Origin of the sequence: Acidovorax sp. Root267 (assembly GCF_001429215.1) — a bacterium.
In the GTDB taxonomy this organism is placed as follows: Bacteria; Pseudomonadota; Gammaproteobacteria; order Burkholderiales; family Burkholderiaceae_C; genus Acidovorax; species Acidovorax radicis.
Genome location: NZ_LMJC01000012.1, coordinates 107,368 through 121,611 on the forward strand (window position 1 = coordinate 107,368; position 14,244 = coordinate 121,611).

Here is a 14,244-nt window from a genome sequence, read left to right on the forward strand (position 1 = left end):
GACGCATGCGAGCCGGTGCGCGCGCCTGCGCGGACCCCTCAGGCATTCAACCCGGGTGTCTGCGCAGCCGGCCACTCTGGCGGACACGAGCCCATCTCCGCCTCCACCTTGCGCAGCATGTCGGCCAGTGTCTTGCCGGGCTCCTGGCGGAACTGTTCGTCGAGCACCACCAGGTCCACGATGCGGTCGATGCGAAAGCCCCGGAAATCGCCCCGCAGCTCGCACCAGGCTGAAAGCGTCCAGACCTTGCCCCAATAAAAGCAGCCCAGCGGGCGCAGGCGGCGCAGGCTGGGACGGCCTTGGACGTCGGCGTAGTCGATCTGCACCACATGCCGGCTGTGCACCGCCTCGCGCAGAGCCTGCAGGGTGGCCTGGACGCGCGGGTCCAGTCCCACGGACGGCGCATACAGCGCCTGCGCCTCGGCCGCCACGCGCGCGGCCGGGGGCAGCACCGAAAGGATCTTGCCCAAGGCGCCTTCCACCTCGCGCGCCAGCCCGGCATCGAGCCAGGCCTGGGCCAGCCGTGCAGCGGCCACCAGCGCATTGGCTTCGCCCTGGCTGAACATGAGTGGCGGCAGCTCGAAGCCCGCGCCCAGGCGGTAGCCCACACCGGCTTCGCCCTCAATGGGCACGCCCTGGTGCTGGAGGTCCGCCACATCGCGGTAGATGGTGCGGGCCGAGACTTCGAGCCGCTCGGCCAGGAAGGCGGCGGTGGACAGGCGCCGCCCCCGGATGAGCTGGACGATCTGGAACAGGCGGTCAGCGCGGCGCATGGGATCTCGATTTTTCAGTGATTTCGGGCAATAGCGCTTGAAAAACAAGCGCTGATCGCTACTAATTTGGAAGCATGACGCCAATATGGATGGCCACCCGGTCCGGGCCTTCATAAGCTTCGAAGTCGGTGCCAAAGCGGCGTTGCACCTGCGTATTCTCGGCAAAGTAATGCCAGATGCGAACCCAGGTGTCGATCACCATCTGCGGCATGTCGCCCTGGCCGGTGAAAACCAGATAGTCGCCTTCCTGGATATCGATGCGGGCAGCGCCGGGCACGGCCTGAGCCAGATCCGGGTCAGCCACGGCCACACCGGCGGTCACATCGAAAGCGCCATGTTCGTTGGACTCGTAGCCGCTGTACACACCGAAGATACGCCCGTCGTCGCCCCGGCTGGGCAATTTGCGCTCCCAGCTCTGGCTGAAAAATCGGTCCCACAGGCCTCCGAGGCGTGCGATCGCGGGGTTCATCTCTTCGCTGTTGCGCGTGCGCACGGCAATGCCGGCCACGCTGAATGCGGGAATCTGGATGGTTGCGGGGGTGTTTGTCATGGCGGGTCCTCTCTGGTCAGTGAATGGGATCAATCGGCAGATCGATCAGGGTGTGCAGCTGCGAGGGACGAATGGTGCGGGTCTGCTACTGACACCTTGATGTCAGTAGCGTGCAGGCTCTTCAAGCCGCAGGCGGAAGGCTGCTGACACGGGGCGTCAGCAGCTTCCGCGCGGTCCGGGAGGACAGGCTGTCAGCCCTGTGGCTCCACGATGGCGGCCGTGGCCCGGCGCACCAGCGGAAGCACCAGCAGCAGCGTGGGGAACGCCACCAGCCAGGACAACGCCCAGGAGCTCATCCAGAGACGGGGCACGTCCATCGACAAGCCCACCACACGCAGGGTGCTGATCAGGGACACGATAAAGGTCATGAGCAGCGACAACAGCAGCGGCGTGACCCAGGCCGCAGAACGCGCAGGGAGCTTGCGCAGGCCGAAAAAGGTCCTGGAGGACGAGGACCCAGAGGTGCGAGGAGACGAAGGTTGGTTCATTGAAGTTCCAGAAAGCAAACCGGTCAAGCAAGGCGCCGCCCCCAGCCCGCGCACGACCTGCCGTGCCACTTGCGAACCGGGGACCACCACCCCGGCAGGGCCGGTGTTGGTTGGCGCGTTGATTGACGTAAACGCTTACGGCAACCCATGAACCGGGTCACAACTGGCATTCTAAGCCGCCCGTGCGCTACGCCTTGGGGCGCTGTGCTGCGCCCTGCAAATGGTCTGCAATGTGTGCAGCCACTGCGCCCGCGTGCGTCACGGCCAGATCGTGGCCACCGCCCACCAGCACGTGCATCCGGCTGTGGGGCAGCAGCCCGGACAAACGCTGCCCCACGGCAGTGGGGCTGATGGCATCCGCATCCCCCCACAAAAGCAGGCTGGGTGCCGGCACCGAGGGAAGGTGGGAGGACAGGTCCAGGCGCACATCGGCCAGCCACTGCGGAAACGCGGGATTGGATTGCAGGAAGCCTGGGCGCCAATCCTCGGGGTGCAGATCGTCGATGGGGATACCGCCCGAAGTCGCCACCAGCACCAGGTGCGTCAGCCACCCGGGCCGCTCCAATGCGGCCAGCAGGGCCACCACGCCTCCCATCGATTGCGCAATGAGCGCGCAGGGCCGGTCCATGTGCACCGTGGTGGCCTCCACGAGGTCCTGCATATTCCGGGCGCCCGTGGCGGGCAGGTCGGCCGGGGACGCGGCACCAAACCACGGCCAGCCGAGCAACACATGCGCCGCAGGCTGTGGCAGTGCGTCCGCCACAGGCCGCCAGAAGGCGGGGTTGCCCCCCACGCCGGGGAGAAAGATGAGTTTTTCAGGCGCACGCATCAAGATTTTTCCAACGCCCGTGCACACGGCACGACTATCAACACGCACGTGGGGTAGCACACCCTGCAGGCCAGCCTGCAGCCGGGTCAGCTATGCGCCTTCGGGCGCAGGTGTTGCTGCGGCGGCAGCGCTGGCGGCTGCGGCGGCCGCGGATGCCAGCCGGCGCGCACGCTCCAGCTGCTGCCCCACCGTGCGGGGCACCATGCCGTACATGTCGGCAAAGGCGTCCAGCGTCTGGCCGCTGGCTTCAAAGGCGCGCAGCAGGGCCTCATCCTTGGCGTTGCGCGCCGACCATTCGGCAAAGGCTTCTTCGAGGATGGCGTTGGCGGCGTCATCGCGGCTCAGCACCAGCTCGGTATACGCCTCGCGCGTGAGGCCCGAGGCCTCGAACGCGGCCATCATGCGGTTGCGCAGCTTGGGCAGCAGGTCTTCAGTGGCGCGCGCCTTCTTGCGGCGATAGACCTCCAGCAGCGCATGGTGCACATGCTCGGGGGCCATGTCTTCCACGGGTTGGCCTTGCAGGTCGTGGCGCTTGTCGCCTGCCGCCACGCTTTGCAGATAGCGCGTGGAGCGGGTGTGGATGCCCAGGGCCACCTTGAGCGCCTCGCGCTCGAACAGCTCGGGGTGCGCGGCCAGCAGGTCCTGGAAGATGCCCCGTTTGAGCGGGCGAAACACCGCACCGAACAGTGGGGGGTACAGCGCGGCCAGTTGCTCCAGCGCAGGGTGAACACGCTGGGGCGCGCGTGGGCCTGCGCCTGGTGCTGCCCCCGCGGGCACTGCGGCGTCCGCCGCACCCGGGGACACCTCGCGGCCCTCGGGCTTGCGGCGGTTGCGGCCACCACGGCGCGAGCCGCCTGTGCGCGGCTGGTTCGCCCCGGCTTCGGTTGACGCGATGGGCGCAGTGGCTGCCACGGCAGCGGCGGCCTCGGCCGCAACAGGCGCTGCCAGCGGTGCGGCAGGGGCTGTGTGGGGTTGTTCTTGTGCGGACACGGAGTCGGTCATGGCGTTGCAGTTCGGGGCAAAAATGGGGGCGACAAAACCCTCGATCATGCCAGCGTTGCGGCTACAGGCACCAAACTGCCTTTGTTGCGGCCCCATTTGCCAGCCAGCAGCCCATCACCGCATGAAAGCTCAGCCCGCGCGCATCGCCTCGTCCAGCACCTCCACCCAGTGCCGCACCGGCGTGCCTGTGCCACTTTGCAGGTGGGTGATGCAGCCGATGTTGGCCGACAGGATCATGTCGGGCGGCTGATCGCCAAAAGCCTCGCCGAGCACGCCGAGCTTGCGGTCGCGCAGCTGGTAAGACAGGTCGGGGTTGAGCACCGAATACGTGCCTGCCGAGCCGCAGCACAGGTGGGCGTCGTTGCGCGCGGTGCGCAGCTTGAAGCCGAGCTGGTTGAGGTGCGTCTCTACCCCGCCACGCAGCTTCTGGCCGTGCTGCAGCGTGCAGGGAGGGTGGTAGGCAAACAGCGTGTCGGGCCGCTGCACGCGCCCGGCGAGCTTGTCGGCCAGCTCGGGCAGCAGGGCGGGCAGCAGCTCCGAGAGGTCGCGCGTGAGGGCGCTGATGCGCTCGGCCTTGGCCGCGTACAACGGGTCGTCCTTCAGGATATGGCCGTATTCCTTGACGGTGACACCGCAGCCTGAAGCGTTCATGACGATGGCCTCCACCACGCCCGGCCCCTGCTCCACCAGCGGCCACCAGGCGTCGATGTTGGCGCGCATCTCGGCCTTGCCGCCCTCCTGGTCGTTGAGGTGGAACTTGACGGCGCCACAACAACCCGCCTTGGGCGCGATCACGGTCTGGATGCCCACGGCGTCGAGCACACGCGCGGTGGCGGTGTTGATGTTGGGCATCATGGCCGGTTGCACGCAGCCGGCCAGCAAAAGCACCTTGCGCGCATGCTCGCGCGTGGGCCAGGCCCCGGCAATTTGGGGCGCAGGCACCTTGGCCTTGAGGGATGCAGGCAGCAGGCCGCGCACCAGTTGCCCGGCCTTCATGGCGGGGGCAAACAGGGGCGAGGGCAGGCCCTCCTTCAGCGCCCAGCGCAGGGCTTTCTCGCCCACGGGGCGGGGCACTTTTTCATCGACGATCTTGCGGCCGATGTCCACCAGGTGGCCGTATTGCACGCCGCTGGGGCAGGTGCTTTCGCAGTTGCGGCAGGTCAGGCACCGGTCCAGGTGCATCTGGGTCTTGCGCGTGGGGGTCTCGCCTTCGAGCACCTGCTTGATGAGGTAGATGCGGCCGCGCGGGCCGTCCAGTTCGTCGCCCAGCAGCTGGTAGGTGGGGCAGGTGGCGGTGCAAAAGCCACAGTGCACACATTTGCGCAAGATGGATTCGGCCTCCAGGCCATCGGCGCGGGCGCGGTATTCAGGGGAGAGCTGGGTTTGCATGGTGCATGCCTGGGCGAAGAAACAGAAAATTTCAGGACGGATTCAGCGCGTGGCCGGTGGGTCAGCAGGTGGGCCCAGGGGTGGGTCGAGCGGAACATTGAGCGCGAGCGACTTTCGCAACGGGTGGCGCAGCCGGGCACGGTCGGCCCACAGCGGGGGCAGCGACAGCGCCAGCAGCACCAGCGCCAGGGGCACCACAAACACAAAACCCACATGCTTGAAGCCCGCCGCGCCCGCAATGCCGCCCACCAGGAACATGCCCACCAGCCCAGCAAACAGCCGCAACCGGGCCTGGTTGGCGCGCACCTGGGATTCGGGCGCCGTGCCGGTGCGGTTCCAGTACAGCATCTTGCCCATCTCGATGCCCAGGTCGGTCACCACCCCCGTCATGTGGGTGGTGCGGATCTGCGACGAGGACATCTTGGTCACCGTGGCGTTCTGCAGGCCCATGATGAAGGACAGCAGCAGCACCGTCATCGGCACGGCAAACGGCGTGGGCCAGCTGAGCGTGATGGCGCCCACCAGACCGAACAGCAACATGAGCACGGACTCCAGCACCAGCGGCAGCGCGAAAGTGCTGCGCAGCCTGCGCTGGCGCGCCCAGTTGATCATGATGGCGGTGGTGCCCGCGCCCGACATGAACGCCCACAGCGCGCCGATGGCACCCAGCACGATTTTCATCTGGCCCAGCACCAGGTTGTCCGCCAGCGACGACAAAAAGCCGGTCATGTGCGAGGTGTACAGGTGCACCACCAGAAAACCTCCGGCGTTGACCGCCCCGGCATTGAAGGCGAGCAACAGGCCCAGCACCCGGTTGCTGGCCACCGTGCGGTGGTGTCCTGTGAGGTGGCGAAGGCGTCGCATGGCGGAGGACGCAGTGATGGCGCGCCTACCAGGCCCGCGCCATGCGGCCGGGGTTGAAGATGCCGGCCGGGTCAAAGCTGTGCTTGAGCCGGGCGTGAATGTGCTCCAGCGCCTTGGATTGAAGGTCAAATGTGCCCCTGGCGCTTGATCCACCTGCACCAGCAGCTACAAAAACAGAAGCGTTCCCACCCACAGCCCGGGCGGCTTCGCGCAGGGCGTCGCCCGCAGCTTCGGGGGCTTGCACCCAGCGCAGCGCGCCATGCCACTCCACCAGCGGCTGCGCGCCGCCCGGCAAGCTCAGCACCGGGGCCGTGGCGGGCACCGACAGGCGCCACAGGGCATGGCCGGGCTGCGCAGCGCGGGCCGCGAACCAGGGCAGGGTCTGCTCGCGGCAGGCAGTCCAGTCGGCAGCGACCGTGGCGTTGTCCATGCGCGTGCCACCCATGGTCTTGCACGCGGCCTCCACCGCCGCCACGGCGCCACGCAGGCGCACATAGAGGGTGCCCACGCCCCCATCTTGCACCCAACAGCTGGCGTTGAGCGGCAGCGGCTGGCCGCCCCAGGCGTGCAGCTTGCGCAGGGCATCGGCCTGGTTGATGCCATCAAACCGCAGCGTGGCCTCGCCGGGCGCTACGGGCAGCACCTTGAGGCTGACCTCGGTCAGCAGGCCCAGCGTGCCCCAGGCGCCCGCCATGAGGCGCGAGACGTCATACCCCGCCACGTTCTTCATGACCTGGCCCCCAAAGGTCAGCAGCTCGGCTTTGCCATTGAGCAAGGTCACGCCCAGCAGGTAGTCGCGCACCGCCCCGACACTGGCACGTGCCGGGCCCGACAGGCCAGCAGCCACCATGCCGCCCACGGTGGCAGCGTCTGAAGGGGTTTTTGCGAAGTGCGGGGGCTCAAAGGGCAGGCACTGGCCTTGTTCGGCCAGTGCGGCCTCCAGCTCGGCCAGCGGGGTGCCCGCCCGCACAGTGACGACCAGCTCGCTGGGCTCGTAGCTCACGATGCCGCGCAGCACACGGGTGTCGAGCACTTCGCCGTGCAGCGCCAGGCCATGGAAGTCCTTGGTGCCCCCGCCGCGGATGCGCAAAGGGGTCTGGTCGGCGGCGGCGGTGCGCACACGTTCTGCGATCTGGGCAAGGGCGAAGTCCATGCCTTGCATCGTAGCGGCAGCCATGTCCGGCGCCACACAAGGAGCGCGTGAATTTTTTGAACAGCGCCTGTGCAAATGACTGGGGGGCTGCCGGGAGACGGGTCTGGGGATAGGTGTTCTGGCATGCATGCCAAAACAGGCAGCGAGCCCTCCATCGGTACGAAAAAAACCCGCCGTTGCCGGCGGGCTCAACAACCAAAGGAGTGACTCGCTTGTTCTTGTTGCGACGCTGCGGTGCCACCAGACACCGCAGCGCGTGGGGCGCAGGCGGATCAGCGGTTGTACGCTGTTTCGCCGTGCGAAGTGATGTCCAGGCCTTCGCGCTCGTCTTCTTCCGTGACACGCAGGCCGATCGTCAGGTCAACGATCTTGTACGCCACGAAGGAGACCACACCCGACCACACGATGGTCAGCAACACGGCCTTGGTCTGCGTCCAGACTTGCGCGGCGATGGAATAGTCGGCAGAGGTCACCATGGTGGCGGTCACCCAGTCGGCCACATAGCCAGGGCCACCCAGGCCAGGGGCGTTGAACACGCCGGTCAGCAGGGCACCCACGATACCGCCAATGCCATGCACGCCGAACACGTCGAGCGAATCATCCGCACCCAGCAGCTTCTTGAGGCCGTTCACACCCCACAGGCAGGCAAAGCCGCCCACGAGGCCGATCACCAACGCACCGCCGATGCCAACGTTGCCGGCAGCAGGCGTGATGGCCACGAGGCCGGCCACGGCACCCGACGCTGCACCCAGCATCGAAGCCTTGCCACGCATCAGCGCTTCACCGATAGACCATGCCAGCACGGCCGCAGCCGTGGCCACCAGCGTGTTGATGAAGGCCAGGGCGGCGAAGCCGTTGGCTTCCAGCGCAGAGCCGGCGTTGAAACCGAACCAGCCCACCCACAGCAGCGAGGCACCGACCATGGTCAGCGTCAGGCTGTGAGGCGCCATGGCTTCCTTGCCGTAGCCGATGCGCTTGCCCACCATGAACGCGCCCACCAGGCCCGCCACAGCGGCGTTGATGTGCACCACGGTACCGCCAGCGAAGTCCAGAGCACCCCACTGCCAGATCTGGCCGGCCTTGCCGGTCATGGCGTCGGCCACTTCCTTTGAGGCGTAGGCGTCAGGACCCATCCAGAACCACACCATGTGGGCGATCGGCAGGTAGCTGAAAGTGAACCACAGCACCATGAACATCATGACGGCGCTGAACTTGATGCGCTCTGCGAACGCACCGACGATCAGGGCACAGGTGATGCCGGCGAAGGTTGCCTGGAAGGCGGCGAACACCACTTCCGGAATCACGACACCCTTGCTGAACGTGGCTGCATTGGCGAAGGTGCCGGCAGCGTTGTCCCAGATGCCTTTCATGAACAGCCTGTCAAAGCCACCGATGAAGGCGCCGCCTTCGGTGAAGGCCAGGCTGTAGCCGTAGATGAACCACAGCACCACGATCAGCGAGAACGTGACCATGACCTGCATCAGCACGGACAACATGTTCTTGCTGCGCACCAGGCCGCCGTAGAACAGCGCCAGGCCGGGCAGGACCATCAGGATCACGAGGATGGTGGAGGTCATCATCCAGGCGGTATCACCCTTGTTGGGCACGGGCGCAGGCGCCTCGGCAGCGGCCGGAGCGGCAGCCGCTGCCGCAGCGGCCGGAGCGGCAGCCGCTGCCGCAGCGGGCGCCGGGGCAGCTGCCGCAGCAGGGGCTTCAGCGGCCGGAGCGGCTGCAGCAGCGGGCGCGGCGGCGGCCGGCTCGGAGGCGGCGGGCGCCTGTGCCAGGGACAGGTTGCCCATGGTCAGCAGACCCAACCCCAGAATGAAAGAAGCAAGCAGTTTTTTCATGGCGTTTCTCTTCTTGGATGTAGTACGGCCGCGCCCTTACAGCGCTTCCTTGCCGGTTTCGCCAGTGCGGATGCGCACCACCTGCTCCAGGTGGGTCACGAAGATCTTGCCGTCGCCGATCTTGCCGGTGCGGGCGGCGCTTTCGATGGACTCGATCACGCGGTCCACGAGGTCATCCGCCACGGCGGCCTCGATCTTGACCTTGGGCAGGAAGTCGACCACGTATTCCGCGCCGCGATACAGCTCGGTGTGGCCTTTTTGGCGACCGAAGCCCTTGACCTCAGTGACCGTGATGCCTTGCACGCCGATGTCCGACAGTGCTTCACGCACCTCGTCCAGCTTGAAGGGCTTGATGATGGCTGTCACCATTTTCATTTTGGTTCCTCCGACAATGGACGCACCGTGCGCCCATTGAGACTTGCTTACAGGGTTTTGGTGAGCGTGACGATCACGCGCGACTTGTTGACATGGCCGAAGAAGGCCTTCTTGTTGGCGCCCACCACGGCAGCGCCCAGCGACAGGCCGCTGCCGAAGTCATAGGCACCGCCCACGCTGTAGTCCATGTAGTTCGGCACGCCCAGGTCCTTGATGTCGCTGGCAAAACGCGTGAAGCCCACCGAGGCCTTCACAGTGACGCTGGGAGCCACTTCTTGAGCGAAGGCGAAGTTCAGGTAGCCGGTGTTGCGGCCCTTGAGGCCCGAGCCGGACTTGGCGCCAGCCCAGCCGAAGTAGTCGTTGGAGATGGTGTGCGAATACTTGGCAGTGAAGGGGCCCATGGTGGCCGCACCGTACAGCTCGGTGGTGTTGCCATTGGCGTTGCCAGGGTAGATGTAGGTCAGCGCGCCCAGGTCGAGGTCTGCGCCACCGGCCTTGAACTTGTAGCCACCGTACAGGTCGGATTCGATGGAGTTGTTGGCCAGCCAGTCCACGCTGGAGTTCCAGTTGCCCACGTACCAGCCGGAGTCACCGAAGGCGTAGTCAAAACCACCCTGGATGGCGGGCTTGACGGCTTTGGACTTGGAAACGTCCTGGTCCTGGCCACGGAACTTGTAGTTGGTGGTCAGGCTGACGTTGCCAGTGAGCTGGGCATTGGCCAGCAGGGGAAGGGTTGCAACTAGGGCAACGCCCAGGGTCTTGATGATGGCGCGGGTCATGTTTCCTCCGGTTGGACAAAGTAGGGACGAGCGCTTTAAGCACGGACCGTGCCACACGCCGGTGCATCCACCCCATCGCCGTTGCGTTGCGTTACACCGATCCCCAAGTACAGTGGCGGTGTGCGCGCAGACGATGCTGCACCTTGTTGGTGCGCGATGCAACCCGGCCGCGCTAAAAAACCATAAAACGCACCCATCTGGGGAGAAACCGCTTCATGAGTCTTGCTTTGGTGCAAAGCCGCGCCCTTCTGGGGCTGCAGGCACCTTCTGTCACCGTCGAAGTGCATCTGGCCAACGGTTTGCCCAGTTTCACTCTGGTGGGACTGGCCGAGGTGGAGGTCAAGGAAGCCCGCGAACGGGTGCGCTCGGCGTTGCAGAACGCGGGACTGGAGTTCCCCCACAACAAGCGCATCACGGTGAACCTGGCACCCGCCGATTTGCCCAAGGATTCAGGCCGTTTTGACCTGCCTATCGCGCTGGGCATCCTCGCCGCCAGCGGGCAGGTGGACGGCAGCCGCCTGGCGGGCTATGAGTTTGCGGGTGAGCTGTCGCTGTCGGGAGAGCTGCGCCCGGTGCGCGGCGCGCTGGCCACCAGCCTGGCGCTGCAGACGCAGCAGATCGACGCGCAGCTGGTGCTGCCCCCTGGCAGCGCCGAAGAGGCCGCCCTGGTGCCCGACGCACAGGTGGTGCGCGCACGCCACCTGTTGGATGTGGTGCGGGCCTTCCTGCCGCCCGGCAGCACAGCCGTGGGCGATGCGGCCGTGGACAACGACGGTTGGACGCGGCTGCAGCCCACGCCCCTGACCGCCACCACCACCGGCGCCGACATGGCCGATGTCAAAGGCCAGGCCACGGCCAAGCGCGCGCTGGAGATCGCGGCCGCCGGGGGCCACAGTGCCCTGATGGCAGGCCCGCCCGGTTCGGGCAAGTCGATGCTGGCACTGCGTTTTGCCGGACTGCTGCCCGCCATGACGGTGCAGGAAGCCCTGGAGAGCGCCGCGATTGCGAGCCTGGCCGGGCGCTTTCGGCCCGAACTCTGGGGCCACAGGCCCACGGGGTCGCCCCACCACACAGCCAGCGCCGTGGCGCTGGTGGGCGGGGGCTCGCCCCCACGCCCTGGCGAAATCTCGCTCGCGCACCACGGGGTGCTCTTCCTCGACGAGCTGCCTGAATTCCCCCGCGCCGCGCTAGAGGCGTTGCGCGAGCCGCTGGAGACAGGCCACATCACGATCTCGCGTGCAGCGCAGCGTGCGGAGTTTCCAGCGCGTTTTCAGATGATCGCGGCCATGAACCCCTGCCCCTGCGGATTCCTGGGCTCCACGCAGCGCGCGTGCCGCTGCACGCCGGACCAGGTGAACCGCTACCAGGCCAAGCTCAGTGGTCCGCTGCTGGACCGCATTGACCTGCATGTCGAGGTGCCCGCCCTGCCCGCCGAACAACTGGTGCAGGCGCCCGCCGGCGAATCCACGGCCGCGATCCGCCAGCGGGTGGAACAGGCGCGCGCCCGCGCGCTGGCCCGCCAGGGCAAGACCAACCAGGCACTGCAGGGCCAGGAGATCGACACCCATCTGCATCTGCAAGATGCCGCCGCCAAGTTCCTCAACACCGCCGCCGCGCGCCTGGGCTGGTCAGCACGCAGCACACACCGTGCGCTGAAGGTGGCGCGCACCATTGCCGACCTGGCTGGCGCACCCACCACCGAGGTGGGCCATGTGGCCGAGGCAGTGCAATACCGCCGCGTGCTGCGCAGCCCCGCCTGAAGCGCAATGGGCTCCGCAGGTGCGCCGTGTGTGGCAAGGGCCGCACACTGAATACTATTATTTTTATAGCAACAAACAGCCATCAAATAAGCGCTAACGGCTGATTTGAATCAAATTTTTCGCGAACTGCTGCGCAACCCGCGCCCACCCCCGCCACAATCGTCCCATGTCCAGCGTTCGCCCCACCAAAAAGACCACGGCCTCCATGGCCCCAACCACCCCAGCCCCTGCCTCCGAGTCCGTGGACACCGGCTTTCTGCGCACGCTGGTGGGCTACAACGCGCGGCGCGCGTCGCTCGCCGTGATCGAAGTGTTCATGGAACGCATGGCGGTGTACCGCCTGAAGGTGGTGGATTTTTCGGTGCTGTCGCTGGTCGCGCACAACCCCGGCATCACCTCGCGCCAGCTGTGCGCCACGCTCAACGTGCTGCCGCCCAATCTGGTGGGACTGATCGCCGCGCTGGAGCGGCGCGGGCTGATCGAGCGCCGCCCGCACCCCAGCGACGGCCGCGCCATGGGCCTGCATCTGACGCCTGCCGGTGTGGAGTTGACCGCGCAGGCCGAGCAGACGGCTGCGCAGCTGGAGGTGGACGCCACGGCCAGCCTTACGGGCGCCGAGCGCAAGACGCTGATCCGCCTGCTGCAGAAGGTCTACACGCAGAGCGCGTCGTAGCGCACGGGCTGGGGCTCACTGCAGCCACCAGCGGCAAAAAGCCAGCGCGCCCCTCGGGTTCGCTGGCTTTTTTTCGAGCTGGCGCTTGCTGGCCTTACGCCGCCGACCGGGGCCAGCGGCTACCAGCAGTCCTTCAAGCCTGCGCGGCCTTCGCCGCCATGGCCTGCGCCAGCCCGCCCCACTGCGCGCGGAACAGGCCCGCGTCCATGGTCTTCACGTTGCGCATGATGGGCTTGAAGCCCATGTGCGCCAGCACGTCGCGTTCCAGGTCGATGCCGGGTGCGATCTCGGTCAGCTCCAGGCCTTCGGTGGTCAGGTGGAACACGGCGCGCTCGGTAACGAACAGCACGTTCTGCTCGCGCTGCGCGGCGTCCAGCCCGTTGAAGGTGATCTGCTCGACCTTCTCGATGAACTTGCGCGAGCGGCCTTCCTTGACGATGGTGAGCTTCCCATCAGCCACTTGCACTTCCAATCCGCCCGCAGTGAAGGTGCCGCAGAACACCAGGTGCTTGGTGGACCGCGTGATGTTCACGAAGCCGCCGCAGCCCACAGGCCGGCCGTTGAACTTGCTCACGTTCACGTTGCCGTGGTTGTCGGCCTGCGCCAGGCCCAGGAAGCTCGCATCCAGACCGCCGCCGTCATAGAAGTCGAACTGCAGCGACTGCTCGATGATCGCGTCGGCGTTGTAGGCAGTGCCGAAGTCGCCCAGCTGCGCCGGGATGCCGCCGGTGATGCCGCTTTCCACGCTCAGCGTGAACTGGTCGGACACGCCCTCTTCCGCCGCCACCGACGGCACGCCCGCGGGGATGCCGATACCCAGGTTGGTGATGGCGCCGGGCGTGAGCTCCAGCGCCGTGCGGCGGGCGATGACCTTGCGCTCGTCCAGCGGCATGGGCGCCAGCGAATTGAGCGGCACACGCACATCGCCGCACAGCGCGGGGTTGAACTGCGTGGTGATGGTCTGCATGTGGTTCTCGGGCTGGCTGACCACCACATAGTCCACCGACACGCCCGGCACCTTGACCGACTTGGGATGCAGGCTGCCGGCCTTCACGATGCGCTCCACCTGCACGATCACGATGCCGCCGCTGGCCTTGGCCGCGTGGGCGATGTTGATCTGCTCGAGCAGCACGCCTTCCTTGTCCAGCGTGATGTTGCCGTTCTCGTCGGCCAGCGTGCCGCGGATGATGGCCACATCGACCTTGGGCGCGGGGTAGAACAGCCATTCCTCGCCGTTGAATTCGACGAGCTTGACCAGGTCTTCGGTGGACTTGCTGTTGAGCTTGCCGCCTTCGATGCGCGGGTCCACAAACGTGCCCAGCCCGACCTTGGTCAGCAGCCCGGGGCTGCGGCTGGCGATGTGGCGTGTGAGGTGCGACAGGCTGCCCTGCGGGAAGTTGTAGGCCTCGACCTCGCCGTCGAAGACCATCTTCATCATCTCGGCGCCCGTCTGGCCGAAGTGGCCGGCCACGGTGCGCTTGATCATGCCGGGGTGGGCAAAGTGCACCATGCCCGCGTCCTTGCTGTTGCCGATGGCGCCGCAGGCCCAGGTAGTCACGTTCTTCGGGTGGCCGGTATCGAGGAAGTTCTTTTCCACGCCCTTGAGCACTTCTTCGGGCAGGCTGGAGACGGCCAGGCCGCCCAGGAAGATGGTGGCGTTGTCGGGGATCAGGGCCCCGGCCTGGGCGGCAGTGATGATTTTCATGGTGACCTTCAATTGAAAACTATTACTTCGATAGCTGCTCGCGCTTATCCCATAAGC

14 protein-coding genes are annotated in these 14,244 nt (G+C 66.6%); 2 read left to right on the plus strand and 12 right to left on the minus strand.

Going from position 1 to position 14,244, the window contains the following annotated elements; all coding sequences use genetic code 11:
• Positions 1 to 38: 38 nt before the first annotated feature.
• The 11 genes from ASE39_RS10065 to ASE39_RS10115 form a co-directional block, all read right to left on the minus strand.
• Complete coding sequence (locus tag ASE39_RS10065) at positions 39 to 773, minus strand: YafY family protein (protein WP_010466953.1); 735 nt, start codon at positions 771 to 773, stop codon at positions 39 to 41.
• 61 nt (positions 774 to 834) lie between these two features.
• Complete coding sequence (locus ASE39_RS10070; RefSeq protein ID WP_010466952.1) at positions 835 to 1,323, minus strand: GyrI-like domain-containing protein; 489 nt, start codon at positions 1,321 to 1,323, stop codon at positions 835 to 837.
• 191 nt (positions 1,324 to 1,514) lie between these two features.
• Positions 1,515 to 1,811, minus strand: coding sequence for a DUF2798 domain-containing protein (locus ASE39_RS10075; RefSeq protein WP_192426480.1), 297 nt, complete (start codon positions 1,809 to 1,811; stop codon positions 1,515 to 1,517).
• Between the two features lie 187 nt (positions 1,812 to 1,998).
• A complete protein-coding gene (locus ASE39_RS10080) occupies positions 1,999 to 2,640 on the minus strand; it encodes an alpha/beta hydrolase (protein ID WP_057271046.1) in 642 nt (213 codons plus the stop codon).
• A 90-nt stretch (positions 2,641 to 2,730) separates the two neighbouring features.
• The gene (locus ASE39_RS10085; RefSeq protein ID WP_057271431.1) at positions 2,731 to 3,642 is read right to left on the minus strand and encodes a ProQ/FINO family protein; all 912 of its coding nucleotides are present in this window, start codon (positions 3,640 to 3,642) and stop codon (positions 2,731 to 2,733) included.
• 129 nt (positions 3,643 to 3,771) lie between these two features.
• Entirely contained in the window at positions 3,772 to 5,031 is a 1,260-nt protein-coding gene (glcF, locus tag ASE39_RS10090) for a glycolate oxidase subunit GlcF (RefSeq protein ID WP_057271047.1), read from the minus strand.
• A 42-nt stretch (positions 5,032 to 5,073) separates the two neighbouring features.
• Positions 5,074 to 5,895, minus strand: coding sequence for a YoaK family protein (locus ASE39_RS10095; RefSeq protein WP_035198711.1), 822 nt, complete (start codon positions 5,893 to 5,895; stop codon positions 5,074 to 5,076).
• Positions 5,896 to 5,920: 25 nt separating this feature from the next.
• Complete coding sequence (gene glcE / locus ASE39_RS10100; protein WP_057271048.1) at positions 5,921 to 7,057, minus strand: glycolate oxidase subunit GlcE; 1,137 nt, start codon at positions 7,055 to 7,057, stop codon at positions 5,921 to 5,923.
• A 263-nt stretch (positions 7,058 to 7,320) separates the two neighbouring features.
• Positions 7,321 to 8,895, minus strand: coding sequence for an ammonium transporter (gene amt / locus ASE39_RS10105; RefSeq protein ID WP_057271049.1), 1,575 nt, complete (start codon positions 8,893 to 8,895; stop codon positions 7,321 to 7,323).
• Between the two features lie 36 nt (positions 8,896 to 8,931).
• Positions 8,932 to 9,270, minus strand: a complete 339-nt coding sequence (glnK, locus tag ASE39_RS10110) for a P-II family nitrogen regulator (protein WP_010466918.1) — start codon at positions 9,268 to 9,270, stop codon at positions 8,932 to 8,934.
• Positions 9,271 to 9,317: 47 nt separating this feature from the next.
• On the minus strand, positions 9,318 to 10,049 hold the full coding sequence (locus ASE39_RS10115; protein ID WP_010466916.1) for a TorF family putative porin: 732 nt from the start codon (positions 10,047 to 10,049) through the stop codon (positions 9,318 to 9,320).
• A gap of 215 nt (positions 10,050 to 10,264) precedes the next feature.
• Here ASE39_RS10115 and ASE39_RS10120 point away from each other — a divergent pair, with 215 nt between their 5' ends.
• Positions 10,265 to 11,809 carry a YifB family Mg chelatase-like AAA ATPase gene (locus ASE39_RS10120; RefSeq protein WP_057271050.1) on the plus strand — a complete coding sequence of 515 codons (1,545 nt, stop codon included), beginning with the start codon at positions 10,265 to 10,267 and terminating at the stop codon, positions 11,807 to 11,809.
• A 205-nt stretch (positions 11,810 to 12,014) separates the two neighbouring features.
• On the plus strand, positions 12,015 to 12,482 hold the full coding sequence (locus tag ASE39_RS10125) for a MarR family transcriptional regulator (RefSeq protein ID WP_241777061.1): 468 nt from the start codon (positions 12,015 to 12,017) through the stop codon (positions 12,480 to 12,482).
• 133 nt (positions 12,483 to 12,615) lie between these two features.
• Here ASE39_RS10125 and ASE39_RS10130 read toward each other — a convergent pair whose 3' ends face one another.
• Positions 12,616 to 14,187 carry an acyl CoA:acetate/3-ketoacid CoA transferase gene (locus ASE39_RS10130; RefSeq protein ID WP_057228573.1) on the minus strand — a complete coding sequence of 524 codons (1,572 nt, stop codon included), beginning with the start codon at positions 14,185 to 14,187 and terminating at the stop codon, positions 12,616 to 12,618.
• Positions 14,188 to 14,244: the final 57 nt, after the last annotated feature.

Coding starts and splice junctions, on each gene's coding strand:
- ASE39_RS10065 (WP_010466953.1), bottom strand. CDS start 773: ATGCGCCGCGCTGACCGCCTGTTCCAGATCGTCCAGCTCATCCGGGGG.
- ASE39_RS10070 (WP_010466952.1), bottom strand. CDS start 1,323: ATGACAAACACCCCCGCAACCATCCAGATTCCCGCATTCAGCGTGGCC.
- ASE39_RS10075 (WP_192426480.1), bottom strand. CDS start 1,811: ATGAACCAACCTTCGTCTCCTCGCACCTCTGGGTCCTCGTCCTCCAGG.
- ASE39_RS10080 (WP_057271046.1), bottom strand. CDS start 2,640: ATGCGTGCGCCTGAAAAACTCATCTTTCTCCCCGGCGTGGGGGGCAAC.
- ASE39_RS10085 (WP_057271431.1), bottom strand. CDS start 3,642: ATGACCGACTCCGTGTCCGCACAAGAACAACCCCACACAGCCCCTGCC.
- glcF (WP_057271047.1), bottom strand. CDS start 5,031: ATGCAAACCCAGCTCTCCCCTGAATACCGCGCCCGCGCCGATGGCCTG.
- ASE39_RS10095 (WP_035198711.1), bottom strand. CDS start 5,895: ATGCGACGCCTTCGCCACCTCACAGGACACCACCGCACGGTGGCCAGC.
- glcE (WP_057271048.1), bottom strand. CDS start 7,057: ATGCAAGGCATGGACTTCGCCCTTGCCCAGATCGCAGAACGTGTGCGC.
- amt (WP_057271049.1), bottom strand. CDS start 8,895: ATGAAAAAACTGCTTGCTTCTTTCATTCTGGGGTTGGGTCTGCTGACC.
- glnK (WP_010466918.1), bottom strand. CDS start 9,270: ATGAAAATGGTGACAGCCATCATCAAGCCCTTCAAGCTGGACGAGGTG.
- ASE39_RS10115 (WP_010466916.1), bottom strand. CDS start 10,049: ATGACCCGCGCCATCATCAAGACCCTGGGCGTTGCCCTAGTTGCAACC.
- ASE39_RS10120 (WP_057271050.1), top strand. CDS start 10,265: ATGAGTCTTGCTTTGGTGCAAAGCCGCGCCCTTCTGGGGCTGCAGGCA.
- ASE39_RS10125 (WP_241777061.1), top strand. CDS start 12,015: ATGGCCCCAACCACCCCAGCCCCTGCCTCCGAGTCCGTGGACACCGGC.
- ASE39_RS10130 (WP_057228573.1), bottom strand. CDS start 14,187: ATGAAAATCATCACTGCCGCCCAGGCCGGGGCCCTGATCCCCGACAAC.